This is a genomic window from Ramlibacter sp. P4_H7, from assembly GCF_056400765.1.
Genome location: NZ_JBFUKP010000007.1, coordinates 71041 through 95232, shown reverse-complemented (window position 1 = coordinate 95232; position 24192 = coordinate 71041). Strand labels below are relative to the sequence as shown.

Genomic DNA, 24192 nt, shown 5'->3' with positions numbered 1-24192 from the left:
GCGGCCGCAGAGGCCTCAGCCTTTCTTTTCGAGGCTGTTCTTCAGGGCGGCCTGGGCCACCTGGTCGAGCGCTTCATCGACCACCGGGCGCTCGGCGACGATGCGCAGGTGGTCGGTCGCGCGCAGCCGGTCCAGAGTGCGGCGCGACATCGAGTGGGCGGTGCCGCCCACGGAAGTGAACATGAACAGCGTGGCGTGCGGGCTGCACCAGGTGAGCTGGGCACGCACCCATTCGCCCTTGATCAGGATCTCCACCCAGGTGCCCACGCGCAGGTCCTCGGCGCGGGTGGGCACGGGTTCGCCGGCGGCATCCTCCGCCTGTTCCTCGGCCTGCCGCTGCGCCTGCACTTCCTGCTGCGCCGCCTCGGCCGAAGCCACGTGTTCCACGTCGGTGTCGACGCCGCCGTAGTCCACGTAGCCCGATTCCTGCACCTCCATCCCGTCCAGCCACATTTCCATCTGGCTGTCGGTGAAGCGGGACTCCTCCTTCCACGCGTCGTCGGCAGCCTTCTGCACGACCGCGTCGCGGCCTTCCTGCACGGCGGCCTTGTGCAGCGTGATGAGGTGGTCGAAGAAGCGCTGCGTCAGTTCCGGCGGATAGCCGATGCGTTGCAGTCCCTCGCGCATGCGCTTGAGAAGCCCGGGGATCATCTGCACGAGGCGGCGCGCGCGTCCCCGCTGCGCGGAGCTCTTCTGCACGCTCCAGACCAGGTCGTCGACCAGCGCCCGGTAGCCGTGCGGGTCGACCTCGCCGTCTTCGCAGCTCAGCTGCGCCTCGGCGACCACCTGCGCCCAGGCATTGCGCAGGAAATCGCGCACGAAATCGGCCACGTCCAGGCTCTGCAGCATCTCCAGGAATTCGGCGGCCAGCTTCTGCGCGAGCAGGTTGCGCTGCTCGGCGTGCAGCAGCGCGCGGGCGGCGTCCTCGCGCTTCTGCTTGCTGCCATGGTCCTGGTCGTTCCACTGCTCCTGCAGTTGCTCCAGCAGTTCGCGGAAGGTCTCGGCGTCCACGACCTTGCTCTGCAGCCAGTGGGTGGCGGACTCCACGGACTTCATGAAGCGTTCCCAGCCGGGATCCGTTTCGGACTGGAAGGCCAGGCTGCGCTGCGTGATGCGATCGAGCACCTGCCGCGCCGGATGGTTGCGGTCGCTGAAGAAGCGCGAGTCCTCTTTCGCCAGGCGGTGCACCGCGGATTCCATCGCCTTGAGCTGCCGCTTGAGCGCAGGCAGCAGGCGACGATCGTCCGCCAAGTGGTCGAACATCATGTGCACCACTTCCTCGCCCAGCTGCTCGCCGATGCGCGAGGGGACCGTGGCGGAAGCACCGACCTCGGCCAGCATGTCCACCGGCGCTGCCGGCACGACCGCGGGCTTGGGCCGCTGTTCCAGGCGCTTGACGAGTTCGTCCGTCTTCTTCAGGTCCTGCAGCAGTGCCATCGAGGCCGGCACCGTGTGCAGGAATTCAGCCTTGCGCGGCTGGTCCAGGTCACCCGTCAGCAGCTTGCGCAGGCGGTCCAGGGTCAGCAGTGTCTTGGCCTGGGTGTCCGTCACCGGCTTGCCGCTGGCGCCGGTGCTCTTGTCGATGCGGCCGCCCAGGGGTACCGCCGGCTCGACGCCCGTGGAGCGCAGCCACTCCGACATCTCGCGGTAAAGCCGGCGCAGGTTCACGCCCAGCAAGCCGGCGGCGGGCGTGATGAGTGCTTCGCGCCCGGTGGCGTCGGGCAGGTGCTGCTGCAAGGTGAACTGCAGCGCCCGCACGAACACGTCGGGGCGCACGGGATTGAGCCCGGGCTGGATGGTGCGCCATCCCAGCATGGTGCTGATCAGGGCATCCAGCGCCGGCAGCGTGTCGTCGACGGCGAGCGCGACTTCCTGCTGCGCGCGCGCCAGTTCGATGCTGAGGTCCAGCTTGTCGTCGGCGAACAGCTGCAGGTCCTCGAACCGCAGCACTTCGGCGGTCGTCTGGTCCTTGCCTCCGCCTTCGTAGACGAGGCGCGTGAGTTCCACGACGAAGTTGGCCTTCACCGTCTCGGCGTCTTCCTGCAGCGTCAGGATCGCATTGCGGACGTTGGGCAGCTGGAAGACCGGGACACGGCGCGGGCCGGTGGCCAGCGCGCCGGCCTCCAGGCCCTGCAGGACCTGGTCCATCAGCGTCTCGGACTGCTTCAGCATCGCCGCCAGGCAGTCGCTCAGCGAGGGCTGCATCTGGGTCGGATCGTCCGCGACGCCGAGGCGGAGCTTCATCAACTTGGCCATGTAGGAGGTCTTTCGATTCATTATGGGGGCCTGCCCTACACCGCCAATTTTTGACAGGACGGGTGACACTTTGCGCGCGACAGCCGGTGCGACGGTGCAACGCGAACGGCACGCCCGGCGCAACAACGCCATTCATGAGACAATGGCTTCTCTCGCGGCCTCCAGTTGCCAGCGAGCTCAGCGTTTCCGCTGGGGACGAAGCAGGCCACACGCCCGCTGGCTCCCGACCCACTGCAACTTCATCTGCCTCTCACTGGATCCGGCCCGCGTGGCCCGGAACGGCCGATGCCCCCGCGCCCGGGAAGGCGCTTCTTTGCTCAATGACTTTTGATGAACTGAATCTCGCTCCGGCGCTCCTCAAGGCCGTCCGCGAACAAGGCTACGACACCCCCACCCCCATCCAGGCCCAGGCCATCCCGGCCGTCCTCGCGGGCCATGACCTCCTCGCCGGCGCGCAGACCGGCACCGGCAAGACGGCGGCGTTCACGCTGCCGATGCTGCACAAGCTCACCAAGGGTCAGGGCAAGCTCAACAAGTTCGGCAAGGACGGCATCGCCGCCCTGGTGCTCACGCCGACGCGTGAACTCGCCGCCCAGGTGGAAGAGTCCATCCGTACCTACGGCAAGTACCTGCCGCTGTCCTCCACGGTCGTCTTCGGCGGCGTGGGCATGAACCCGCAGATCGACCGCATCAAGAAGGGCGTCGACATCCTGGTGGCCACGCCAGGACGCCTGCTGGACCTGCAGCAGCAGGGCCACCTGGACCTGTCCACTGTCGAGATCCTCGTGCTCGACGAAGCCGACCGCATGCTGGACATGGGCTTCCTGCCCGACGTGAAGAAGGTGCTCGCGCTGGTTCCCAAGGAAAAGCAGAGCCTCCTGTTCTCGGCCACCTTCAGCGACGAGATCAGCGACCTGGCGCACACGCTGCTGAAGAATCCGCAGAGCATCCAGGTCACGCCGCGCAACACCACGGTGCAGCGCATCACCCAGGTGGTCCACCCGGTGGGACGTGGCAAGAAGAAGGAACTGCTGGCCCACGTGATCCAGGAACACGACTGGTCGCAGGTGCTGGTGTTCACCCGCACCAAGTTCGGCGCGAACAGCGTGGCCGACTTCCTGGTCAAGAAGGGCATCACCGCGATGGCCCTGCACGGCAACAAGAGCCAGACCGCCCGCACGCAGGCGCTTGCCGGCTTCAAGAGCGGCGACATCCGCGCCCTGGTGGCCACCGACATCGCCGCGCGCGGCATCGACATCGACGACTTGCCGCACGTGGTGAACTACGAGATTCCCAACGTGCCGGAGGACTACGTCCACCGCATCGGCCGCACCGGCCGCGCGGGCAAGGAAGGCGCGGCCGTCTCGCTGGTCTGCCTGGACGAGGAAGGCTTCATGCAGGAGATCGAACGCTTCACCAAGCGGGACATCCCGGCGCAGGTGATCGAGGGTTTCGGCCCCGACGCGAACGAGCAGGCCGAACCCATCGCCATGGGCCGCCAGGTGCTGTGGGGCGGCAAGGGCCGCCCGCCGGCGCGCGAGGTGATGAACGCGGCGGCCAAGGCGGCGCGCAGCGAAATGATGCAGCGCATGCGCGACAACAAGGACAAGTCGGGCCAGACCGGCCGGCGCGGAGGCGGCGATGGCCGCACTGCCGAAGGCCGCAATGGCAACGGCAACGGCAACGGCCAGCCCGCACGCAACGGGAGCGGCCAGCAGCCTCGCAATGGCAATGGCAATGGCAATGGCAATGGCCAGCAGGCCCGCAACGGCAACGGCCAAGGCAAGACCCAGCAGCCGCGTCCCGCGCGGCAGCAGAACGCGCGCAATGGGCAAGGCGGCCACGTGTACACCGACGGCAACGGCAACGGCAACGGCCAGCAGCCTCCGCTGCGGGACGAGGATCGGCAGCCGCGCGAGGGCGCGCACAATATCCGCAGCCCCTTCGTGGTGAGGGAGCCCGTTCAGAGGAGCACCGATGGACAACCCGATCCGCTCCGCACCAGCGTCGACAGCATGTCCAAGGGCGGACGGCGCGGCGGCAGCCGCCCGAACCGCACTGGTGGCGGGGGCTACGGGACTCGTGGGCCGGGAAATCCTTCGAGGACTTCTAACCGATGATTCGGTCGCGGCGGTCCACGTGCTGGCTCGCCGCCCGCTGGAACTGCGGCATCCCAAGCTGACGACGCAAGTCGTCGACTTTGCCGCGCTCCCCGCCCTTCCCCGGGTCGACGAGGTCTACCTCGCGCTCGGAACCACCATCAAGGTGGCCGGCAGCCAGCCAGCGTTCCGCGCCGTGGACCACGACGCCAACATGGCGGTCGCCACGGCCGCCCGGGCTGCCGGCGCCGCCCGGCTCGGTCTGGTGAGCGCCATGGGCGCCGACGGCAGATCCTCCATCTTCTACAACCGGGTCAAGGGCGAGCTCGAGGACCATCTGGGTGCCCTGGGCTACGAGGGACTCGTGTTCGCGCGCCCTTCGTTGCTGGTGGGCGATCGCGCGTCGCTGGGCCAACCCGTCCGCCGCGGCGAACGATGGGGTCACGCCGTGGGACGTTGGCTGCAGCCGCTGATTCCGGCGAACTACCGTCCCATCCTCGCGCGCGATGTCGCGCGCGCCTTGTTGTGCGCCGTGCCGTCCGCGCGGGGCACCCAGGTGCTGCCTTCCGGACGCCTGCAGCAGGTGGCGGCGCAGCCCTGAGCCGCGCGATGCTCAGCTGAGGCGGCTGTTGGCCGGCAACGGGTGCGTGACCTGGTTGCGCAGTCCGCGCAAGGCCCAGTCCACGATGGGCGCCATCACGACCCACTGCAGCAGGCGTCCCGGCGAGAAGTGCCGGCGATAGGCGCGAGAACGCATGAACTCGCGCGGATCATGGAACACGCCGAGGTCGCGCACCACCATCAGGTCGCATTCCGTGGGCACGCCGCCCAGGTAGGCGTCCTCCAGGCCGTCCCACAGCATGTGGCCGTTGACGTGGATGCCATAGCCCCACTCCCAGCCGCGGTCGCGCAGGCGCTGTCGCGCCGCCGCCATGCAGGCGGGATCGAAGATGAAGGTGTCGGTGCGCAGCCAGCGGCCATGCAGCCACACCTCCACCAGGGGCCGCGCGGCTTCCTTGAGGCCGGGCGCGACGCCCCTGAGGATCTCGCCGGCCAGCGACACGTAACGGATGCGCGCGGGCAACTGGGCGAGCCGCAACATGGCGACCAGCAGGGTCGCCTTGTCCGGCGCGTCGCCGCAGCCGGCGTCGAACACCTCGCGCGCCGTGTGGGCACGCAGCTTGACGCGGCGGGTGAGGGGCAGGCGCTTGACGTAGCCGTAGATCGCCAGCGCCTTTTCGCGCTCGTTCTTGCAAAGCTGGGTGAGCGCCTGCACCCGCAGGCGCAGCTTGGGGTCCTGCAGGTCCAGCAGCGACGTCGATCGCAGCCAAGGCTGCAGTTGCGGCTCATCGGTTCCCTCGGACACGGGGGAGCGTGCGGACTGTGCCACGGGTAACGACCTTCCCAACGTTTGGTTCTGGCGGCGCCCCTGGAGCGCCAACGCTTGTGACAAAGTGTACTGTCCCGCAGCGCTTCGTTACTAGGAGAGTGGCCTAAGCGTTGTTCAGGCGATTCACCCGGACTCTTTTCCCGCCCCCGCCCCGCTCCCCGGCCTCGGGCAAAAGACGGGCGGGCAGATCGAGCCGCGGCAGCCTCTTGCGGCTGGCCAGGACGGCATCGATGTCGTCCCCCGCACCCGCGATCAGGACCAGCACGGCGCGTTCGGCCTTGGCCGGGTTGCGGGCGATCACCGCGTCGAGCACCGCCCGGTGCAGCGGCAGCGACATGCGCGGACCGTCCTGGCGGCTGGTCGAAATCTCGAAACTGGTGCGCAGCAGGGCGCCGATGGCCTTGCTCATCTGAATCATCATGCGATTGCCGCAGGCGCGCAGCAGCCCCTGGTGAAACCGCAGGTCATAGGTGACGTAATCGCCGCCCTCCTCCACCGCGCGCTTCATGCCGGCGAACGCCGCCTCGATCTCCGCGATGTCCTGCGCTGCGGCGCGTTCGGCGGCCAACCGCACCGCGGCAGGCTCCACCACCCGGCGCAGCTCCTGCAGCTCGCGCAGGAACTCGCGCGTGAGCCCGATGCGCGACTGCCACATGACCACGTCGGGATCGAACCAGTTCCAGTGTTCGGAAGAGAGCACGCGGGTGCCGACCTTGGGTCCCGTGCTCACGAGCCCCTTGCCGACCAGGGACTTGACCGCCTCGCGGATCACGGTCCGGCTCACTCCGAGCTCGGCACCGAGCAGCGGCTCCGGCGGGATGGTCGCGCCGGCCGGATAGCGCCCGGACACGATGGCCTCGCCGAGGTGGTCGACCGTGTTGCCGTAGACGTTCTTGATCATGGGCGGCCCTCCGCCGGGCCATTCATATGACCATATGACCAAGCCTGCATCGGGATCGACCCGCATGCGGGCCGAATCCGGGTGCAATGCTGATGACGCGCCAATTCATTCATGCTACAAGGTCCGTCGCCTTCCGCATCATCCGAGGAACGATGGCCACAGTCGACATCAGAGGAGTGGAGAAGTACTTCGGCACCGCGCACATCATTCGCGGTGTCGACATCTCCATCGAGGATGGACAGTTCGCGGTGTTGGTCGGGCCTTCGGGCTGCGGCAAGTCGACGCTGCTGCGCATGATCGCCGGGCTGGAGCAGATCAGCGGCGGCGAGATCCGCATCGGCGACCGCGTGGTCAACAACCTCACGCCCAAGGAACGGGACATCGCCATGGTGTTCCAGAACTACGCGCTGTATCCGCACATGACCGTGCGCGACAACATGGCGTTCAGCCTGATGCTCGCCAAGCAGCCCAAGTCGGTGGCCGACGAGCGCGTGCGCAAGGCCGCCGACATCCTCGGCCTGGGCGCCCTGCTCGACCGCTTTCCGCGCCAGCTGTCCGGCGGCCAGCGCCAGCGCGTGGCGATGGGGCGCTGCATCGTGCGCGACCCGCAGGTCTTCCTGTTCGACGAGCCGCTGTCCAACCTGGACGCCAAGCTGCGCGTGCAGATGCGCACCGAGATCAAGGAACTGCACCAGCGCCTGAAGACCACGTCGGTGTACGTCACGCACGACCAGATCGAGGCCATGACGATGGCCGACAAGATCGTGGTGATGCGCGACGGCCTGGTGGAGCAGACCGGGACGCCGCTCGAGCTGTACGACCACCCCGTCAACCAGTTCGTCGCCGGCTTCATCGGCTCGCCCGCGATGAACTTCCTGCCGGGCGTGCTGCGGCGCGCCAACGGAGCGGCACGCGTGGAACTCGGGGACGGCCTCTGGCTGCCCGCCCCGCCCGACGTCGCGAGCGCGCAGGATGGCCAGAAGGTGATCTACGGAACGCGGCCCGAACACATGGAACTTTCCGAAGGTGAAGTCGGCGTTCCCACGGAAGTGGTCGTCGTGGAACCGACCGGCGCCGACACGCAGGTCTTCAGCAAGATCGCCGGCGTGGAAGTGACCAGCGTCTTCCGCGACCGGCATGCCTTCCGTCCCGGCGAGATGATCCGGCTGCGGCCGGACCCCACCCGCGCCCACCTCTTCGATGCCGCCAGCGGCGTCCGGCTGGACTCCTGAACGAGCCCGCCGCAGGACCCCTTGCGCTTCCCCTTTGCGTCAACCACAGGAGACAATCTATGACGAACCGTCGCAAGTTTCTGAACCAGGCCTCGGCCGGCGCCGCCGCCGTCTCGCTGCCGCTCCTGTGGCCGGCGAGCGCCCAGGCGCAGTGGAACAACCAGCCCGAGAAAGGCGCGAAGCTGCGCGTGCTGCGCTGGAAGCGCTTCGTACAGGGTGACGAGGACGCCTACATCGCGAACGTCAAGAAGTTCAGCGACAAGTACGGCATCGAAGTGCGGCTGGACAACGAAGGCTGGGAAGACGTGCGCCCGAAGGCCGCGGTGGCCGCCAACACCGGCGCCGGCCCGGACATCATCCTGTCCACCAACGACGACGCCAACCTCTACCCGGACAAGCTGGTCGACATGACCGACGTGGCCGATTACCTGGGCAAGAAGTACGGCGGCTGGTATCCGGCCTGCGAGGCCTACCTGCGACCCGACGGGCGCCGCTGGATCGGCGTGCCGCTGGGCGGCACTGGTTCGATGATGGTCTATCGCGACAGCCAGATGAAGGCGGCGGGCGTCAGCGCCTTTCCCAAGGACACCGACGGCTTCCTGAAGATGTTCCAGGCGCTCAAGGCGAAAGGCACGCCGGGCGGCATGGCGCTGGGTCACGCCACGGGTGACAGCGGCTGGACGCAGTGGCTGATCTGGGCCTTCGGCGCCGCGCTCGTCGACAAGAACAACAAGGTCACCATCAACAGCCCGGAGACGCTCAAGGCGCTGGAATACGGCAAGGAGCTGTACGCCACCTTCGTTCCCGGAACGCTGTCCTGGCTGGACCCGAACAACAACAAGGCCTTCCTCGACGGCCAGGTCTCGGTGACCAACAACGGCATCTCGATCTACTACGCCGCCAAGAACTCCACCGACCCGAAGGTGAAGGACATGGTGGCCGACATCCAGCACGCCACCTTCCCTGTCGGTCCGGTCGGCGTGCCCACCGAGTACCACCTGTTCTTCAACCAGATGGTGTTCAAGCACTCCAAGTACCCGAAAGCGGCCAAGGAGTTCGTGCGCTTCATGATGGAGGAGGAGCAGTACGGTCCCTGGATGCAGGCGGCCGGCGGCTACATTTCGCAGCCGTTGCGCGCGTACGAGAAGAATTCGGTGTGGACCGTGGACCCGAAGAACACGCCGTACCGCGACGCCGTGAAGAACATGCGTCCCGCCGGCTACATGGGCAAGCTGGGCTACGCCTCGGCGGGCGCCCTGGCCGACTTCATCGTGCAGGACATGGTGGCCGAGGCCGTGAGCGGTTCCAAGACGCCGAAGGAAGCGGCGGAACGCGCACAGCAACGCGCCGAGCGCTACTACAAGGTCTGAACCGAAGGCCGACATGCTCCGCCAGCTCCAGAACAGCCGCAACTTCCTCGGGTTGCTTTTCATGCTGCCCGCGGCAGTGCTGCTGCTGCTCTTCCTGACCTACCCGCTCGGCCTGGGCGTGTGGCTGGGATTCACGGACGAAAAGGTGGGGCGTGTCGGCCAGTGGATCGGCTTCGAGAACTATGCCTTCCTGTGGGGAGACAGCGTCACGCGGCTGGCGCTGTTCAACACCCTCTTCTATACGGTGGTCGCCAGCATCATCAAGTTCGCGCTGGGCCTGTGGCTTGCGATCCTGCTGAACGAGCAGATCCCGTTCAAGACCTTCTTCCGCACGGTGATCCTGCTGCCCTACATCGTGCCCACGGCGCTGTCGGCGATCGCCTTCTGGTGGATCTACGACTCGCAGTTCTCCATCGTCAGCTGGACCCTGGTGAAGATGGGATGGATCGACCGCTACATCGATTTCCTGGGCGACCCGTGGAACGCACGCTTGTCGACCATCGCGGCAAACATCTGGCGGGGAGTGCCCTTCGTGGCGATCACGCTGCTGGCGGGCCTGCAGACCATCTCGCCGTCGCTCTATGAAGCCGCGGCCATCGACGGCGCCACGGGCTGGCAGCGCTTCCGGCACGTCACGCTGCCTCTGCTCACGCCCATCATCGCGGTGGTGATGACGTTCTCGGTGCTGTTCACCTTCACCGACTTCCAGCTGATCTACGTGCTCACGCGCGGCGGCCCGCTCAATGCCACGCACCTGATGGCCACGCTGTCGTTCCAGCGCGCCATTCCCGGCGGCGCGCTCGGCGAAGGTGCGGCGATCGCGATCGCGATGGTGCCTTTCCTGCTGGCCTCCATCCTCTTCAGCTATTTCGGCCTGCAGCGCCGTGCCTGGCAGCAGGGAGCCGACCAATGAGCAAGCCCTCCAACGACAGCGAAGGGATGACCTACCTGAGTTCGCTGCCCCGCCGGGTGGTGACGCTCTACGTGCCGCTGCTGGTGTTCGTCATCGTGCTGCTGTTCCCGTTCTACTGGATGGCGATCACGGCTTTCAAGCCCGACAACGAACTGCTGTCGCGCGAAGGCAATCCCTTCTGGGTGATCGGGCCCACGCTCGCGCACTTCGAAAAGCTCTTGTTCAAGACGGCTTATCCGGAGTGGCTGTGGAACACGGTGGTCGTCTCGGTGGTCGCCACTTTCGTGTCGCTGCTCGCCTCGGTCATGGCCGCCTACGCGATCGAGCGCCTGCGCTTCAGCGGCGCCAAGCACGTGGGCCTGTCGATCTTCCTGGCCTACCTGGTGCCGCCCTCGATCCTGTTCATCCCGCTGGCCACCATCGTGTTCAAGCTCGGGCTGTTCGACACGCGCTGGGCGCTGATCCTCACCTACCCGACTTTCCTGATCCCCTTCTCCACCTGGCTTCTGATGGGCTACTTCCGCTCCATCCCGTACGAGCTGGAGGAATGCGCGCTCATCGATGGCGCCACGCGGCTGCAGATCCTGTGGAAGATCATCCTGCCACTGGCGGTGCCGGGGCTGATCTCCGCGGGCATCTTCGCGTTCACGCTGTCCTGGAACGAATTCATCTACGCCCTGACCTTCGTCTCGTCGTCGGAAGTGAAGACGGTTCCGGTCGGCGTCGTCACCGAACTGGTCGAGGGGGACGTTTACCATTGGGGGGCGTTGATGGCGGGCGCATTGCTGGGCTCGTTGCCGGTGGCCGTCATCTATTCGTTCTTCGTCGAGTATTACGTGTCGGGCCTGACCGGCGCGGTCAAGGAATAGACATCCCCATGAAGAGAAAGAAGCCAGAGGAGCTGCGCTCCCAGCAGTGGTTCGGCCGCCAGGACCGGGACGGATTCAACTACCGCAGCTGGGTCAAGGGCAAGGGCGTCCCGCACAACCAGTTCGACGGCCGTCCCGTCATCGGCATCTGCAACACCTTCAGCGAACTCACGCCCTGCAATTCGCACTTCCGCACGCTCGCCGAGCAGGTGAAGATCGGCGTCTACGAGGCCGGCGGCTTCCCGCTGGAGTTCCCCGTGATGTCGCTCGGCGAGACGCTGCTGCGCCCCACCGCCATGCTGTACCGCAACCTGGCCAGCATGGACGTCGAGGAATCGATCCGCGGCAATCCCATCGACGGCGTGGTGCTGCTCATGGGCTGCGACAAGACCACGCCGTCCCTGCTGATGGGTGCTTCCAGCGTGGACCTGCCGACCATCGGCGTCTCCGGCGGACCGATGCTCAATGGCAAGTGGCGCGGCCAGGAGCTCGGCTCGGGAACCAGCGTGTGGAGCATGAGCGAGCAGGTGCGCGCCGGCACGCTGAAGCTGCAGGATTTCTTCGAGGCCGAAAGCTGCATGCACCGCAGCCACGGGCACTGCATGACCATGGGCACCGCCTCGACSATGGCCAGCATGGTCGAAGCGCTCGGCGTGGGCCTGCCGGGAAACGCCGCCTATCCCGCGGTCGATGGTCGCCGCAACGTGATCGCGCGCATGGCGGGCCGCCGCATCGTGGACATGGTGCACGAGGACCAGAAGCTGTCCTCCATCCTCACGCGCGAGGCCTTCGAGAACGCGATCAAGACGCTGGCCGCGATCGGCGGCTCCACCAACGCCGTGATCCACCTGATCGCGATCGCGGGCCGGCTCGGCGTCAAGCTGTCCATCGAGGACTTCGACCGCCTCGGCAGCGAACTGCCCTGCCTGGTGAACCTGCAGCCCTCCGGCAAGTACCTCATGGAGGACTTCTGCTATGCCGGCGGCCTGCCGGTGGTGATGCGCGAGATCGCGCCCATGCTGCACCTTGGCGCCGTCACGGCGAACGGCAAGACCGTGGGCGAGAACATCGAAGGCGTGCAGAACTGGAACACCGAAGTGATCCAGCCACTGTCCGCGCCGTTCAAGGAGAAGGCGGGCATTGCCGTGCTGCGCGGCAACCTGGCGCCGCGCGGCGCGGTGATCAAGCCCTCAGCCGCGACGCCGTCCCTGATGAAGCACCGGGGGCGCGCTGTCGTGTTCGAGAACATCGAGGAGTTCCACACTCGCATCGACGACGAGAACCTCGACGTGGACGAGAACTGCGTGCTGGTGCTGAAGAATTGCGGTCCCAAGGGCTACCCGGGGATGGCCGAGGTCGGCAACATGCCCCTGCCGCCGAAAGTGCTGCGCAAGGGGATCACCGACATGGTCCGCATCAGCGACGCGCGCATGAGCGGCACGGCTTATGGCACCGTGGTGCTGCACACCGCCCCCGAAGCTGCAGCGGGCGGCCCCCTGGCCGTCGTGCGCACCGGCGACTTCATCGAGCTCGATGTCGCACAGCGCCGCCTGCACCTGGACATCAGCGACGAGGAACTGGCGCGGCGGCTGGCCGCCTGGACGCCTCCTGCGCCGCCGCTGGGCAGCGGCTACTGGAAGCTGTACGTGGACCACGTGCTCCAGGCGGACCAGGGTGCCGACCTCGATTTCCTCGTCGGGCGCCGCGGCAGCTTCGTGCCGCGTCCGGACGAGCCGGAGCCCGAGGGCGGCGCCCTCGGCGCCTTCGTTCCGCGCGACAACCACTAGCCCCGTGCGTGCGCTCGTCGCCGTCGACTGGGGCACCTCGTCCCTGCGCGCGGCGTGCATCGCCGGCGACGGGACAGTGCTGGAGCAGCGCGCCAGCGAACGCGGCATCCTGACCGTTCCCGCCGGCGGTTTCCCCGGCGTGCTGCACGAGATGTGCGGCGACTGGCTTGGCGATCCGTCCACCCTGTGCCTCGTGAGCGGCATGGCGGGCAGCCGCCAGGGCTGGCGCGAGGCGGCGTACGTGGCCTGCCCCTGCGGGTTTGGCGAACTGGCGCAGGGCCTGACCTGGATCGAGCCGCGCCGCATCGCGCTGGTGCCCGGCCTCCGTTGCGAATCGCGCGGCGTCCCCGACGTGCTGCGCGGCGAGGAGGTGCAGGCCTTCGGCGCCGCGGACTTGCTGCAGGAGTGCGATGGCTGCTTCGTGCTGCCCGGCACCCACAGCAAGTGGCTGACGCTGCGCGCGGGGCGCGTCGAATCCTTCGCCACGTTCATGTCGGGCGAGCTGTACGCGCTGCTGCGCCAGCACTCCATCCTCGCGCGCATGATGCCGGCCGCGGACGGCGCGCTCGACGAGCCTGCCTTCCTGCGCGGCGTGCAGCAGGCGCAGGACAGCGGCAGCCTGCTGCGCAGCGCATTCAGCGCACGCTCGCTCGCACTGTTCGAGCGGCTGCCGACGACGTCCCTGCCCAGTTACCTGTCCGGGCTCGTGATCGGCGAAGAACTGCGGCTGCGCGACGCCGGGCTCACGGGCGTGGTGCTGGTCGGCAACCCGGCGCTGACCCGACGCTACGCGCTCGCCCTGCGCTCGCTGGGCTGCGCATCGCGCAGCCTCGGCCCCGAAGCCACCTGGCGCGGCCTGTGGGCGCTCGCCCAAACCCTGGAGTCCTGAAGGATGGAAGCCCTGCTCTCCCAAGCGTGGCGGCATGCCCTGGCGCGCTTGCCCCTGGTCGCGATCCTGCGCGGCATCACGCCGGCGGAAGTCGAAGGTGTCGGCGATGCGCTGTGGTCGGCCGGCTGGCGCCTGCTGGAAGTACCGCTCAATTCACCGGATCCGCTGGACAGCATCGCCGCCCTGGCGAAACGCCACCCGCATGCGATCGTCGGCGCCGGGACGGTGCGCACCCCCGCGGAAGTGCGGCAGGTGCACGATGCAGGCGGCCGCCTGGTGGTCTCGCCGCACTTCGACGCCCGCGTGGTCCAGGCGGCGGTGGAGCTCGGCATGATCGCGCTGCCCGGCGTGCTGACACCCAGCGAAGCGTTCGCCGCGCTCGAGGCGGGCGCCACCGCTCTGAAACTGTTCCCGGCCGAGATGGTGTCCCCGGCGGCGGTCAAGGCCCTGCGCGCCGTCCTGCCGCCGGAGGTGATGCTGATGCCCGTCGGCGGCATCACGCCTTCGGGCATGGCGGTTTACCGGGCCGCCGGCGCCAACGGTTTCGGCATCGGCTCTTCGCTGTACAAGCCGGGCATGGATGTGCAGGCGGTGGCGGCATCGGCGCAGGCCTTCGCCGATGCATGGACGGGTACGATGCGCGCATGAACGCGCCGGCCACTCCCGCCCCCTCCTCGTCCCATGTCCACTTCGGCCTGAACGGCCGCGTCTGCATCGTCACCGGCGCCGCGCAAGGCATCGGCGAGGCCTGCGCGCGTCGCTTCGCGCGCGAGGGCGCAAAGGTGGTGATCGCGGACATCGACGACGCGAAAGGCCAGGTCCTGGCGCAGGAGCTGCAGGGGCTGTACGTGCGCTGCGACGTCGGCGACAAGGCACAGGTCGACACGCTCGTCGCCAAGACCCTGCTGGCCCACGGTCGCATCGACGTGCTGGTGAACAACGCGGGCATCTTCAAGGCGGCGGACTTCCTGGACGTCAGCGAGGCCGACTTCGACGCCGTGCTGCGCATCAACGTGAAGGGATCGTTCCTGGCGGGGCAGGCGGTCGCGCGCGAGATGGCCAAGGCGGGCGGCGGCGCGATCGTGAACATGAGCTCGGTCAACGGCACGCTGGCCATCCCGAACATCGCCAGCTACAACGTCAGCAAGGGCGGCATCAACCAGCTCACGCGCGTCATGGCGCTGGCGCTGGCCGACAAGGGCATCCGGGTCAACGCCGTCGCGCCCGGCACCATCGCCACAGAACTGGCGGCGAAGGCCGTGCTCACGAGCGAGGAAGCCCGGCAGCGCATCCTGATGCGCACGCCCATGAAGCGGCTCGGCGAGCCGTCCGAAGTGGCGGACGTGGTCGCCTGGCTGGCGAGCGACGCCGCCAGCTACGTGACCGGGGAAATCGTGGTGGTGGACGGCGGGCGGATGACGCTCAACTACACCGTGCCGGTGTGAGCCGCTAACGCGCCTTGCGGGCCGGCGGCTTGCGCGCGGCGGCACGGCGCGCGGGCGCTTCGACCTGGTTTTGCTCCATGAACTCGCGAATCAGCCGGCGGACGACCTGCGACGGCGTCATGTCCTGCGTATGGCACAAGGCCTCGAAAGCCAGCTTCTTCGCGGGATCGATCAGGATGGTGAGCCGGGCGGTCTTGAGCTCCATGGGCAGCGGGTTCCGATGTGAATCGGATTCTAATGAGTTTCCGCTGCTGCAGCGGGCGGCCCTCACCCCGGGTTGTGACCGTTCGCTCGCGCCAGGTCGACGCCATGCCGGGCCAGGTAGTCGCGGATCAGCTGGCGCACGACCTGCGAAGCGGTGATGTCCTGTGAGGCGCACAGCGCCTCGAAAGCCTTCTTCTTCTGCGCGTCGATGAGGACGGTGAGGCGGGCGGGTTTCTCTTCCATGCGTTCCTTGCCGGTTCCAGACATGATAAGAATGTGCACTTATCATGTGACTGGAATGGTAGTACTTCCGCGCGCAAGAGCCACGGAGAATCCCCGCAAGCCCGATCGGTTTGCGGCTCAGGTTCCTGTAGGGCGTTCCTCGCGCTGAGCTTGGCAGCAAGGACTCTTGCGGCGGCCCTCGGGCGCACCGGCCGGGAGGGTAAATTCGCTCGTGAGGGAGCCGTCCCAGCCCGACGGCGTCAGGCTGCAGCGGGAACTGCGCGCGCCGCCAACGGCGCTTCCCGGATCGGCAGGTGGATCAGCGCCGCCGCGACCGCCAGCACGATGTCGACGTACCAGACCCAGTCGTAGGAGCCGGTGCGCTCGAACACCTTGCCCCCCATCCAGGAGCCGACGAAGGCGCCAAGCTGGTGCGTGAGCATCACCACGCCGAATAGCGTGGCCATGTTCGCCGGTCCGAAGAACTTGGTGACGAGTCCCGCCGTCGGCGGCACCGTGGAGAGGTAGGTCAGTCCCATCACCGCGGCGAACACCAGCACCACGGTGCCGGTCTTGGGTGCGAACAGGAACACCAGCACCGCCACCGCCCGCGCCGCGTAGATCAGCGACAGCAGCGACTTCATGCGCCAGCGTCCCATCGCCCAGCCCACTGCGAGGCTGCCCACGATGTTGAACAGCCCCAGCATGGCGAGCGCCCAGCCGCCCCACTGCGTCGGCAGGCCGCAGGCCTCCACCACGCCGGGCAGGTGCACCGCGAGGAACGCGACGTGGAAGCCGCACACGAAGAAGCCCGCGGCCAGCAGCAGGTAGCCGCGCTCGCGCAGCGCCTCGGCGACGGCTTCGCGGGCGCCCTTCGGTCTGCGACCCGCGGCATCCGGGGCAGCGACGGCCGCGCCGCGCAGGATCCACGCCGCGGGGAGGCAGAGCAGCACCATCACGGCGAGCACCTGCATGGCGGAGGCCCAGCCCATGCCCACGATCAGTGCGGCCGCGATGGGCGCGGTCGCGAACTGGCCAAAGGAGCCGCCGGCATTGACGATGCCGGTGGCCATGCCGCGCCGGGCCGGATCGATCATGCGCACGCTCGCCGACATCAGCACCGCCGGGCCGGCCATGCCGGAGCCTCCCGAAGCGAGCACCCCGATCGCGAAGATCAGGCCCAGCGTGCTGGTCATGAACGGCGTGATGAAGGTGCCGATCGCCAGCAGGACCACGCCGGCGATCAGCACGCGTGCGGCGCCGTAGCGATCGGCCAGGGCACCGGCAAAAGGTTGCGTGAGGCCCCACCACAACTGGCCGAAGGCGAACGCGAGGCTGATGCTGCCCAGGCCCAGGCCCGTCGAAGTGTTCAGCGCGGGCAGGAACAGGCCCATGCTCTGGCGCGTACCCATGGTCAGCGCGAAGGTGCCGGCCGCCGCCAGCATCACCAGCCAGAAGGCGGCGCGTCGGTTCGCATCAGTCATCCACGTCTCCATCGGGAAGGTCCGCCAACAGTGTCTGGCATTCATCGAGAAGTGCATGCAAAGCCACCACGCGCCGCAGGCCCAGTCGCTCGTTCAGTGACTCCTGCGCCACACGCCAGCGACGTTGTGCCTCCTGCCGCTTGTCCCGGCCGGCGGGCGTGGCGCTCACCAGCCGGCTGCGGGCGTCGGGCCCCGGCTCCAGCACCAGCAAGCCGGCGTCGATCAGCGGCCGCAGGTTGCGCGTGAGCGTGGAGGCATCCACCTTCATTTCGCGCGCCAGGTCCACCGGCCGCACCGGCCCGAGCTTCACCACGTACGACAGCAGCGAGTACTGCGTGCCGCGCAGCCCGGTCTTCCCGACCTCGGCGTCGTAGCGCTGCGCCACCCGGCGCATCAGCTGGCGCAGCTTGAGGTTGGTGCAGCCCTGCGGCTTGACAATGGTGTCCATGGTGATTATTGTAGCTGCAACCATTGCATATGCAAGTATTCTTCAACGGAGCGGACGAATGAGCAAGGTGGACCAGCTGGAAGCATGGCTCGCGCAGGAACGCGAGGTGGCACGGAAGTTGGAGGCCGGGGTGGGCTGCGGCGTGGCCACGCCCGAGCAGGTGGCCGGCCGCAGCGGGCTGGAGATCATGCAGGCGATGCTGCGCGGCGATCTGCCCTTCGCGCCGATCGCGAAGACGCTGGACTTCCAGCTGCTGGAGGTCGAGGAAGGGCGTGCCCTCTTCCAGGGCACGCCGGGTCCGGCGCACCTGAACCCGCTCGGGACCGTGCACGGCGGCTGGTACGCGACGCTGCTGGACTCGGCGCTCGGCTGCGCGGTGCACACGAAGATGCCGGCCGGCCGCGCCTACACGACGGCCGAACTCGGCGTGAACCTGGTGCGCTCCATCGGCCCGAAGGTGCAGCGGGTGCGCGCCGAAGGCCGCGTGCTGCACTGCGGGCGCCAACTCGCCACCGCCGAAGCCCGGCTGTTCGGCCCGGACGGCACGCTGTACGCGCACGCGACCACCACCTGCCTGGTGTTCGAGCTGCGCTGAGCGCCACTACTTCTTCTTGCCCCAGCCGTCGAAGGAGAAGGTGAAGATCAGGTCGACGCCGGTGCGTTCGCCGGCTTCGGCGCGCACCGTCACCATCCGCGAGACGTCGTAGAAGATGAACAAGGTGCCCATGGCGCCGGACAGGCTGCGTTCGTAGGCCGCGTAGAAGTTCTCCGCGAAGCGCTTGCCGACGCGCACGACCGCACCCGAGGTGCTGTCGGGCCGCACGCTGAGGTCATCGATGCCGAGGGAACTGGTCAGTCCCTTGCCGGTTCCGCTGCGGCCCGCCAGCAGCGCGGTCGCGGCGCGCTGCAGCACCGCGGTCTCCGCACCGCCGCCCGCGGAAGAACGGCCCAGCACGACGTACGAGAGGGTCTCCGCCTCGGACAGGCCCGCTTCCGAATACAGCTCCACGTGCGGCGACTGGGCACGCCCGGTCACCTGCACGCCCACCTTGGGCGTGAGGAGGGGCCGGACCGCCAGCACGTCGATCGCCGGGTTGTCGGCCGCACCCGTGAAGCGCAGTTCGCCCCGCTCGATGGTCATGCGCTGGCCATAGGCTTCGTAAGTCCCGCCCACAGTGCGGATCTGCCCGACGATCTGCGGAGTGCCGGCGGTCGTGCCCTGCACCTGCACCGAACCGGCCAGGCGCGTGTCGATGCCGCGCCCCGCCACGCGGAAGTCCTGGCCCAGGTCGAAGCCGATGCGCAGCGTCACGGTGCGCCCGCCCTCGCTCGGAGCCGGCCGCTGCTGGCGCTCGGCTTCCGTCGCCGCCACGCCCGGGGCATTGCGCACGATCACGTCGTCACCCAGGCGCGGAGGCGCCTCGTCGGGCACCTGGATGCGGGCGCGGTCCACGTGCAGGTCCCCGGTCACGACGGTGCCGCCGCGGTCGGTGCGTGCCGACACCGGACCGGAGACCGTGAGCTGGCGATCGGACCGGACACTGGCGCGCAACTGCGACAGCTGCACCTGCGCCTGGAAGACCGGCCCCTGCGGCGTCCAGCTGCCGTCGCCGAAGGCCAGCAGCGTGCCTCCGCCGCCGCCTCCTTCCGGGCTGCCATGCAACAGGAACTCGCTGACGACCAGGCGCTGGCCCGCGAGCTGCGCCCGCAGCCGACCGTTGCGCAACTCGATGCCGTCCACCACCGAACGCAGCGCCAGGTCATCCGCCTCGAGCGGCCCGGAGAACTCGGGCTGCCCCCGCGTGCCGGCAATGACGATGTCGGCGCCCAGCGAACCGCGCAGGCGCCAGCCGGGAGGGGCCAGGACCGACCACACGCCGATGCGCGGAAGGCGCGCCTGCAGGCGGCCGGAGATCGGCGCCTGCTCCGGCCAGGTCCATCCGTCGTCGGCCGTGCGGACCAGGCGCGTGCGCACCTCGCCTTCCGCATGCCCGGCGCGCTCGCTGTCCCATAGCAGCGCCAGCACGAGCTGCTCGCCGCGCGTGCTCACGGTGAGGCGCGCCTCGCGCACGCCGGCGCTCACGCGAGCCGCCGCGCCGTCGATGCTTTCGGCCAGCACGTTGACGTCGCCGCGCACGCGGGCGAGCGAGGCATCGATCCGTAGCGTGGTGCCCAGCTGGGCGTTCCACTGGGCATCGAACACCATGTCACCCGAGAGCGCCGAGCCGGCCAGCTGTTGGCCGCCGACCAGTTCGATCCAGGCGATCGGCAGGCCGCTCAGGTGGCCGGAGGTCGAGAGCTGGCCGCCCTGCCGGCGCACCGGCGACCAGGCCAGCACCGCGTCGGTCGCCGGCGCGCCGCTGCGCATCGTCGGCGCGCGCAGCAGGGCCTCGCCCGCGGTGAGGTCGAAGTTGCCGGCGCCGGCGTGCCAGTCGACGGGGCGCTGCAGCTGCAGCTGCCACGGGTCGCGCGTCACCGAGGGATCCTCCATGCGCACGCCGAGGGAGGCCACCTGCCCGCGCCACGCCGACGCGCGGCCCCCGCTGCCCAGCGTGGCGCCGAGGCGGCCGGCGGCCTGCAGGTCCAGCCGGCGCTGTCCCCGGTCGGCGGCGCCGCGCAGCACCAGCGCCGCGTCGCTCAGCCGGCCCTGCACCTGCAGGTCCGCCTCGCGCACGGTCCACGGCAGGGGCGCCGCATCGTCCGCGGCGGGCACGGTCTCCCAGCCGAAGGCGCGCGCGCTGAAGTGGCCGTCCACCGAGGGATCCTGCCAGCCGCCCTGCCAGGCCAGCTGCGCCTGCGCCTGTCCACGCAACGCGAGCGCACCGAACACCTTCTGCAGCCCGGGCCAGCGCGCGATCCAGTGCTGCGCCTGCGCCAGGTCGCTGGCGGCGAGATCCGCCGAGCCCTGGCCGCGTGCCGGCGCTATGCTGCCCCGTGCTTCTCCCTGCAGGCCAGGCGCGCGCAGCTGCAGCCGGCCGTTGCCTGCGTTCGCCTGCGGCTGCCACTCGATGCTGCCTTCCAGGACGGCGTCGCTGGTGCGCAGCCGCGCCTGCGCGAGCGACAGGGTGTCGCCGCTCCAGCGACCCTGCGCCACCAGCTCACGCAAGGCCATGGCAGCCGCGGCGGCCGCCAGCCCGCCGCCGTTCGCACTGCCCGCACGGGGCGCACCCGCCTGGAGCGACAGGTCGAAGGCAACGCTGCGTCCCTCGCCCTGCAGTTTCAGCGGACCGCTGAGCGGCAGGGGCGCGAGCGCGGTGTGCAGCCGCGCGGGGTCCACCTTGTCGACGCGTCCCTCGAAACGCCAGCCCTGCCCTTCCCAGGCCCCGCTGCCCTCGATCCGCCCGCCGGCCGTCTCCGCGCTCAACGCCTTCACCAGCGCCACGCCATCGCGCCACTCGCCCTGCACGCGCGCGCTCGCCACGGGCAGCCGTCCGGCGTCCCACGGGCCCGCCGCGTCGTTGCGCACTTCGCCGCGCAACGCGTAGCTGGATTTGTCCTGTGGCAGCACCTCGACGTGCCCGGACAGGCGTGTGCGCGGCGCCGACGGCCACAGGAGCGCCAGGTCCAGCTGCCGGAAATCGGCCTCGCCCCGCGGGACCGGCATGGGCGCGAAGGGCGTGATCCGGGCCGTCGCCGTCGCCTGGGGCAAGTCGTCGGCCTTGGCGGACGCCCGCACCACCTGCAGCTTGCCCTCGGCCGAGATGTCGGCAGCGGGGCCCTTGGCGCGTAGCTGGAACTCCAGCGGCACCGGCTCGCGCACGCCCGGCACCGGCGCGGTGAAACGGCCGGCGAGCTGCGCATCGAGCGTCAGCGGTGCGCGCGCCAACAGCGTCGCTTCGCCGTGGTAATCGCCGCCGGCGATCCGCAGCGACTTCAGGGCGACACGGTGCAGCGTGCCATCGAAGGCGTACTGCGCCGCCAGCCCGCTCGCCTCGAACTGCGCTCGCCCCTCGTAGGCCAGCGCACCCACGCGCAGATCCTCCACCTGCACGCGCCAGGGCAGCGACAGGTCCTGCGGCGGCGCCAGCGGCTGGTCGCTGCGCGCGCGCAGGTCGACCACGCGGGCACGGGCGACGTGCACCTGCTCCAGCTGCAGCGTGCGGTTCAGCAGCGCGACGGGCTGCCATTCCAGCCGGATGTCCTCCGCCTCCAGCCGCAGGCCGTCGCGCTCCCACACGATGCGCTGGATGTGCCAGCCACCGCGGATGGAACCCTGCACGCCTTCGCCGCGCAGCGCGCCGCCGGAACTGGCCTGGCGCAGCAGCCATTCGAGCGAGCCTTCGCGCCCCGCCCACCACCACAGGCCGGCGGCGATCAACGCCAGCAGCAGCGTCAGGCCCACGAGGACGCGGACCGTCCAGCGCGTGATCTGGAGCGCCCTGGCCTTCAAAACACGAACCCCGCCGTGATGTGCAGCCGGAACTTGCGCGGCTGCACGCCATAGGCGATGGCGGCCTCGATCGGCCCCACCGGGCTGCGCCAGCGCACGCCGGTGCCGACGCCGGTCTTGAAATGGAAGTCCGATGGCCGCTCGGCCACGGCGCCGGCGTCGACGAACACCGTGTGCTCGAACGCCGTGGCCTGTCCGCGCAGCTGGATCGGACGCTGCCATTCCACGCTGCCCACCGCCATGTAGTGGCCCGGCCCCACGAGCCCGTCGGGCAGCGGCACGCCGATGTCCAGGAACTTGTAGCCGCGCACGGAGGTGTCGCCGCCGGTGCGGAACAGCTGCGTCGCCGGCACGGTGGCCGTGTCGCTTGCGAACACGGCCCCGCCTTCCAGCCGCAGCTGGATGCGGCTGCGCTCGAGCGGCCGCAATCCGATCCAGCGCACCAGGGTGCGCTGGAATGGCTTGTTGTTGCCGTTGAGCGTGATGCCGCCGCCGAACTCGATGCCGATGCCGTAGCCGCTGCTGGGCAACTGGATGTTGTCGAAGTAGCGGCCGGTCCAGACGTAGTTGGCGCTCAGCGCCGCGCCCTCGCCCGTGTCCAGCGGCGTCAGCGGCACGTTGCCGGGGTTCTGCACGGTGGTGCGCTCGTACTGCAGGTACACGTTGCGGTCGATGTGGTCGCCGTTCTTGAAACGTCCGAAGCGCAGGCGCTGGCCGTGCGTCACCAGGCGGTCGTCGTCCAGCTTGTCCGCCCGCGCCAGCACCGACCAGCGCCAGCCGCGCTCGTCGGGCGTGTCGGTCCACTCCGTCTGTGCATACGGATTCTTCTTCTCCGCCTGCAGCTTGGTGACCGCGCGCCAGCCGATGCCGGGAATCCGGTTGTGCGTGTGCTCCACCGAGGCGCGGGGGCCGCCGTCGGTGGTGAAGCCCACGCCCAGCACCACCTTCTGCAGGGGCGCCTCGCGCACGGTCACCTGCACCGGCGCCGCCGCCGGGTCGGATTCGGGGTCGACGAAGATGAAGGCGGAATCGAAGTAGCCGCTGCCCGACAGCCGCAGCTGGGCCTGCACGATCTTCTCCTGGTCGTACACCATGCCGGGTGACAACCGTGCGAGCCGCGGCACCAGCAGCGGGTCGTAGCGCTCGATGCCGGAAACGCGCAGCTCGCCCAGGTGGAACAGCGGACCCGAATCCAGCCGCAGGCCCAGCTTCGCGGAGGCGGTCGCCGCATCGACGTCGGCCAGGCTGTAGCTGATCCGGCCGGCCGGATAGCGGCGCGCCAGCAGCTGGCGGGTGGCGTCGGCCTTGGCACGGTCCCAGCCGGTCTGGGTGAAGGGCTGGCCGGGCCGCAGCGTCCACTTGCCGCGGATGCCTTCACGCTGCGCCGTCGCGTCCGCGTCGGGGCTGGTGGCAATGTCACCCTCGAAGTCGATGGCCGCCTCCGAGACCTGCGTGCGCGGGCCGGGATCCACCTCCACCAGCAGGGTGGTGCGGGGGCCGGGCTCGCGGGCGATGCGGACCTGCGGCGCGAAGTAGCCCTGCGTCCCCAGCAGTTCCCGCGCGTCCTTCTCGGCCAGCACGATGAGCCGCGCGATCTCCGCGTCGTCCAGGTCGGTCACTTCGCGGTAGCGGCGCAGCTCGAGGTTGCGCTCGAGGAGTTCGCGCAGCGGGTCCGGCGCACGCACGACCAGGTCGAAGGCCGGCGCCTGCGGCTGGGCCAGGGTCGCGAGCGGAAGCAGGCCCCCGATGGCCAGCACCGCCGCGGCGAGGAGCTTGCGGAACATGGAGCTGCGAGGATCGCAGCGCGGCGGGAGGGGGATCGTAGGCGGATGGCTACTCATGCGGGACGGGCGCGCGAGGTAGCTATCATGCCCCCATGCGAATCCTGCACACCATGCTGCGCGTGGGCGACCTCCAGCGCTCGATCGACTTCTACACCCAGGTGCTGGGCATGAAACTGCTGCGCACCACCGAACGGCCGGAGCAGAAGTATTCGCTGGCCTTCGTCGGCTACGGCACGAACCCGGAGCACGCCGAGCTGGAGCTCACCTACAACCACGGCGTGGACAGCTATGAGCTGGGGACGGCGTACGGGCACATCGCCATCGCCGTGCCCGACGCCTACGCGGCCTGCGAGCGCATCCGCAAGTCCGGCGGCAACGTCACGCGCGAGGCCGGACCCGTGAAGGGCGGCAGCACGGTGATCGCGTTCGTGACGGACCCGGACGGCTACAAGATCGAGCTGATCCAGAGGGACTCGGCGGCCTAGCCCTCCGACGGGCGTCGGGCCGAC

General features: G+C 69.2%; 21 protein-coding genes. 12 read left to right on the top strand and 9 right to left on the bottom strand.

The genetic code is table 11. From position 1 onward, the window contains the following. Positions 1–15: 15 nt before the first annotated feature. The gene (locus AC1DSA_RS11970) at positions 16–2244 is read right to left on the bottom strand and encodes a DUF1631 family protein (RefSeq protein WP_477889342.1); all 2229 of its coding nucleotides are present in this window, start codon (positions 2242–2244) and stop codon (positions 16–18) included. A gap of 332 nt (positions 2245–2576) precedes the next feature. On the opposite strand from AC1DSA_RS11970, the gene AC1DSA_RS11965 reads away from it, so the two are divergent. Continuing rightward, a complete protein-coding gene (locus AC1DSA_RS11965) occupies positions 2577–4376 on the top strand; it encodes a DEAD/DEAH box helicase (protein WP_477889340.1) in 1800 nt (599 codons plus the stop codon). After that, positions 4318–4956, top strand: a complete 639-nt coding sequence (locus AC1DSA_RS11960) for an NAD(P)H-binding protein (RefSeq protein WP_477889338.1) — start codon at positions 4318–4320, stop codon at positions 4954–4956. Before AC1DSA_RS11965 ends, AC1DSA_RS11960 begins: the two co-directional genes overlap by 59 nt. A gap of 12 nt (positions 4957–4968) precedes the next feature. On the opposite strand, the gene AC1DSA_RS11955 is transcribed toward AC1DSA_RS11960, so the two are convergent. Next, positions 4969–5721 carry a transglutaminase-like domain-containing protein gene (locus AC1DSA_RS11955; protein ID WP_477889336.1) on the bottom strand — a complete coding sequence of 251 codons (753 nt, stop codon included), beginning with the start codon at positions 5719–5721 and terminating at the stop codon, positions 4969–4971. Positions 5722–5848: 127 nt separating this feature from the next. Then, on the bottom strand, positions 5849–6646 hold the full coding sequence (locus tag AC1DSA_RS11950) for a FadR/GntR family transcriptional regulator (protein ID WP_477889334.1): 798 nt from the start codon (positions 6644–6646) through the stop codon (positions 5849–5851). Between the two features lie 152 nt (positions 6647–6798). On the opposite strand from AC1DSA_RS11950, the gene AC1DSA_RS11945 reads away from it, so the two are divergent. From AC1DSA_RS11945 to AC1DSA_RS11910, 8 genes are read left to right on the top strand one after another with little or no spacing between them, the layout of a single operon-like run. Continuing rightward, the gene (locus AC1DSA_RS11945; RefSeq protein ID WP_477889332.1) at positions 6799–7878 is read left to right on the top strand and encodes an ABC transporter ATP-binding protein; all 1080 of its coding nucleotides are present in this window, start codon (positions 6799–6801) and stop codon (positions 7876–7878) included. A 59-nt stretch (positions 7879–7937) separates the two neighbouring features. Beyond that, positions 7938–9248 carry an ABC transporter substrate-binding protein gene (locus tag AC1DSA_RS11940; protein ID WP_477889330.1) on the top strand — a complete coding sequence of 437 codons (1311 nt, stop codon included), beginning with the start codon at positions 7938–7940 and terminating at the stop codon, positions 9246–9248. Between the two features lie 13 nt (positions 9249–9261). Then, positions 9262–10161 (top strand): carbohydrate ABC transporter permease, encoded by a 900-nt coding sequence (locus AC1DSA_RS11935; RefSeq protein ID WP_477889328.1) that lies wholly within the window; start codon positions 9262–9264, stop codon positions 10159–10161. Continuing rightward, positions 10158–11030, top strand: a complete 873-nt coding sequence (locus AC1DSA_RS11930) for a carbohydrate ABC transporter permease (protein WP_477889326.1) — start codon at positions 10158–10160, stop codon at positions 11028–11030. The genes AC1DSA_RS11935 and AC1DSA_RS11930 overlap by 4 nt, the downstream gene beginning before the upstream one ends. Before the next feature lie 8 nt (positions 11031–11038). Further along, positions 11039–12817 carry an IlvD/Edd family dehydratase gene (locus tag AC1DSA_RS11925; RefSeq protein WP_477889324.1) on the top strand — a complete coding sequence of 593 codons (1779 nt, stop codon included), beginning with the start codon at positions 11039–11041 and terminating at the stop codon, positions 12815–12817. 4 nt (positions 12818–12821) lie between these two features. Further along, on the top strand, positions 12822–13706 hold the full coding sequence (locus AC1DSA_RS11920; RefSeq protein ID WP_477889322.1) for a 2-dehydro-3-deoxygalactonokinase: 885 nt from the start codon (positions 12822–12824) through the stop codon (positions 13704–13706). Positions 13707–13709: 3 nt separating this feature from the next. Further along, positions 13710–14354: a 2-dehydro-3-deoxy-6-phosphogalactonate aldolase gene (locus tag AC1DSA_RS11915; RefSeq protein ID WP_477889321.1), complete on the top strand. Its 645-nt coding sequence runs from the start codon at positions 13710–13712 to the stop codon at positions 14352–14354. Further along, on the top strand, positions 14351–15151 hold the full coding sequence (locus AC1DSA_RS11910) for an SDR family NAD(P)-dependent oxidoreductase (RefSeq protein WP_477889319.1): 801 nt from the start codon (positions 14351–14353) through the stop codon (positions 15149–15151). The genes AC1DSA_RS11915 and AC1DSA_RS11910 overlap by 4 nt, the downstream gene beginning before the upstream one ends. Positions 15152–15155: 4 nt before the next feature. Here AC1DSA_RS11910 and AC1DSA_RS11905 read toward each other — a convergent pair whose 3' ends face one another. From AC1DSA_RS11905 to AC1DSA_RS11890, 4 genes are all read right to left on the bottom strand, one after another. Continuing rightward, positions 15156–15356 (bottom strand): CopG family transcriptional regulator, encoded by a 201-nt coding sequence (locus AC1DSA_RS11905; protein WP_477889317.1) that lies wholly within the window; start codon positions 15354–15356, stop codon positions 15156–15158. Between the two features lie 62 nt (positions 15357–15418). Then, the gene (locus tag AC1DSA_RS11900; RefSeq protein ID WP_477889577.1) at positions 15419–15598 is read right to left on the bottom strand and encodes a ribbon-helix-helix protein, CopG family; all 180 of its coding nucleotides are present in this window, start codon (positions 15596–15598) and stop codon (positions 15419–15421) included. A gap of 239 nt (positions 15599–15837) precedes the next feature. Beyond that, complete coding sequence (locus tag AC1DSA_RS11895) at positions 15838–17061, bottom strand: MFS transporter (RefSeq protein ID WP_477889315.1); 1224 nt, start codon at positions 17059–17061, stop codon at positions 15838–15840. Continuing rightward, positions 17054–17509 (bottom strand): MarR family winged helix-turn-helix transcriptional regulator, encoded by a 456-nt coding sequence (locus AC1DSA_RS11890; RefSeq protein WP_477889313.1) that lies wholly within the window; start codon positions 17507–17509, stop codon positions 17054–17056. Before AC1DSA_RS11890 ends, AC1DSA_RS11895 begins: the two co-directional genes overlap by 8 nt. Before the next feature lie 58 nt (positions 17510–17567). Here AC1DSA_RS11890 and AC1DSA_RS11885 point away from each other — a divergent pair, with 58 nt between their 5' ends. Beyond that, the gene (locus tag AC1DSA_RS11885) at positions 17568–18104 is read left to right on the top strand and encodes a PaaI family thioesterase (RefSeq protein ID WP_477889312.1); all 537 of its coding nucleotides are present in this window, start codon (positions 17568–17570) and stop codon (positions 18102–18104) included. Positions 18105–18110: 6 nt separating this feature from the next. Here AC1DSA_RS11885 and AC1DSA_RS11880 read toward each other — a convergent pair whose 3' ends face one another. Both AC1DSA_RS11880 and AC1DSA_RS11875 read right to left on the bottom strand, forming a co-directional pair. Next, entirely contained in the window at positions 18111–21899 is a 3789-nt protein-coding gene (locus tag AC1DSA_RS11880; protein WP_477889310.1) for a translocation/assembly module TamB domain-containing protein, read from the bottom strand. Then, entirely contained in the window at positions 21896–23683 is a 1788-nt protein-coding gene (locus tag AC1DSA_RS11875) for an autotransporter assembly complex protein TamA (RefSeq protein ID WP_477889308.1), read from the bottom strand. The genes AC1DSA_RS11880 and AC1DSA_RS11875 overlap by 4 nt, the downstream gene beginning before the upstream one ends. A 92-nt stretch (positions 23684–23775) precedes the next feature. Between AC1DSA_RS11875 and gloA the strand changes: the two genes are divergently transcribed. Then, a complete protein-coding gene (gene gloA, locus AC1DSA_RS11870) occupies positions 23776–24168 on the top strand; it encodes a lactoylglutathione lyase (RefSeq protein WP_477889306.1) in 393 nt (130 codons plus the stop codon). Positions 24169–24192 lie beyond the last annotated feature (24 nt).

Bases quoted from the DNA above. Each gene is read 5' to 3' on its own strand.
- AC1DSA_RS11970 (WP_477889342.1), bottom strand. From the start codon at position 2,244: ATGAAGCTCCGCCTCGGCGTCGCGGACGATCCGACCCAGATGCAGCCC.
- AC1DSA_RS11965 (WP_477889340.1), top strand. From the start codon at position 2,577: ATGACTTTTGATGAACTGAATCTCGCTCCGGCGCTCCTCAAGGCCGTC.
- AC1DSA_RS11950 (WP_477889334.1), bottom strand. From the start codon at position 6,646: ATGATCAAGAACGTCTACGGCAACACGGTCGACCACCTCGGCGAGGCC.
- AC1DSA_RS11945 (WP_477889332.1), top strand. From the start codon at position 6,799: ATGGCCACAGTCGACATCAGAGGAGTGGAGAAGTACTTCGGCACCGCG.
- AC1DSA_RS11940 (WP_477889330.1), top strand. From the start codon at position 7,938: ATGACGAACCGTCGCAAGTTTCTGAACCAGGCCTCGGCCGGCGCCGCC.
- AC1DSA_RS11935 (WP_477889328.1), top strand. From the start codon at position 9,262: ATGCTCCGCCAGCTCCAGAACAGCCGCAACTTCCTCGGGTTGCTTTTC.
- AC1DSA_RS11930 (WP_477889326.1), top strand. From the start codon at position 10,158: ATGAGCAAGCCCTCCAACGACAGCGAAGGGATGACCTACCTGAGTTCG.
- AC1DSA_RS11915 (WP_477889321.1), top strand. From the start codon at position 13,710: ATGGAAGCCCTGCTCTCCCAAGCGTGGCGGCATGCCCTGGCGCGCTTG.
- AC1DSA_RS11910 (WP_477889319.1), top strand. From the start codon at position 14,351: ATGAACGCGCCGGCCACTCCCGCCCCCTCCTCGTCCCATGTCCACTTC.
- AC1DSA_RS11905 (WP_477889317.1), bottom strand. From the start codon at position 15,356: ATGGAGCTCAAGACCGCCCGGCTCACCATCCTGATCGATCCCGCGAAG.
- AC1DSA_RS11900 (WP_477889577.1), bottom strand. From the start codon at position 15,598: ATGGAAGAGAAACCCGCCCGCCTCACCGTCCTCATCGACGCGCAGAAG.
- AC1DSA_RS11895 (WP_477889315.1), bottom strand. From the start codon at position 17,061: ATGACTGATGCGAACCGACGCGCCGCCTTCTGGCTGGTGATGCTGGCG.
- AC1DSA_RS11890 (WP_477889313.1), bottom strand. From the start codon at position 17,509: ATGGACACCATTGTCAAGCCGCAGGGCTGCACCAACCTCAAGCTGCGC.
- AC1DSA_RS11885 (WP_477889312.1), top strand. From the start codon at position 17,568: ATGAGCAAGGTGGACCAGCTGGAAGCATGGCTCGCGCAGGAACGCGAG.
- AC1DSA_RS11875 (WP_477889308.1), bottom strand. From the start codon at position 23,683: ATGTTCCGCAAGCTCCTCGCCGCGGCGGTGCTGGCCATCGGGGGCCTG.
- gloA (WP_477889306.1), top strand. From the start codon at position 23,776: ATGCGAATCCTGCACACCATGCTGCGCGTGGGCGACCTCCAGCGCTCG.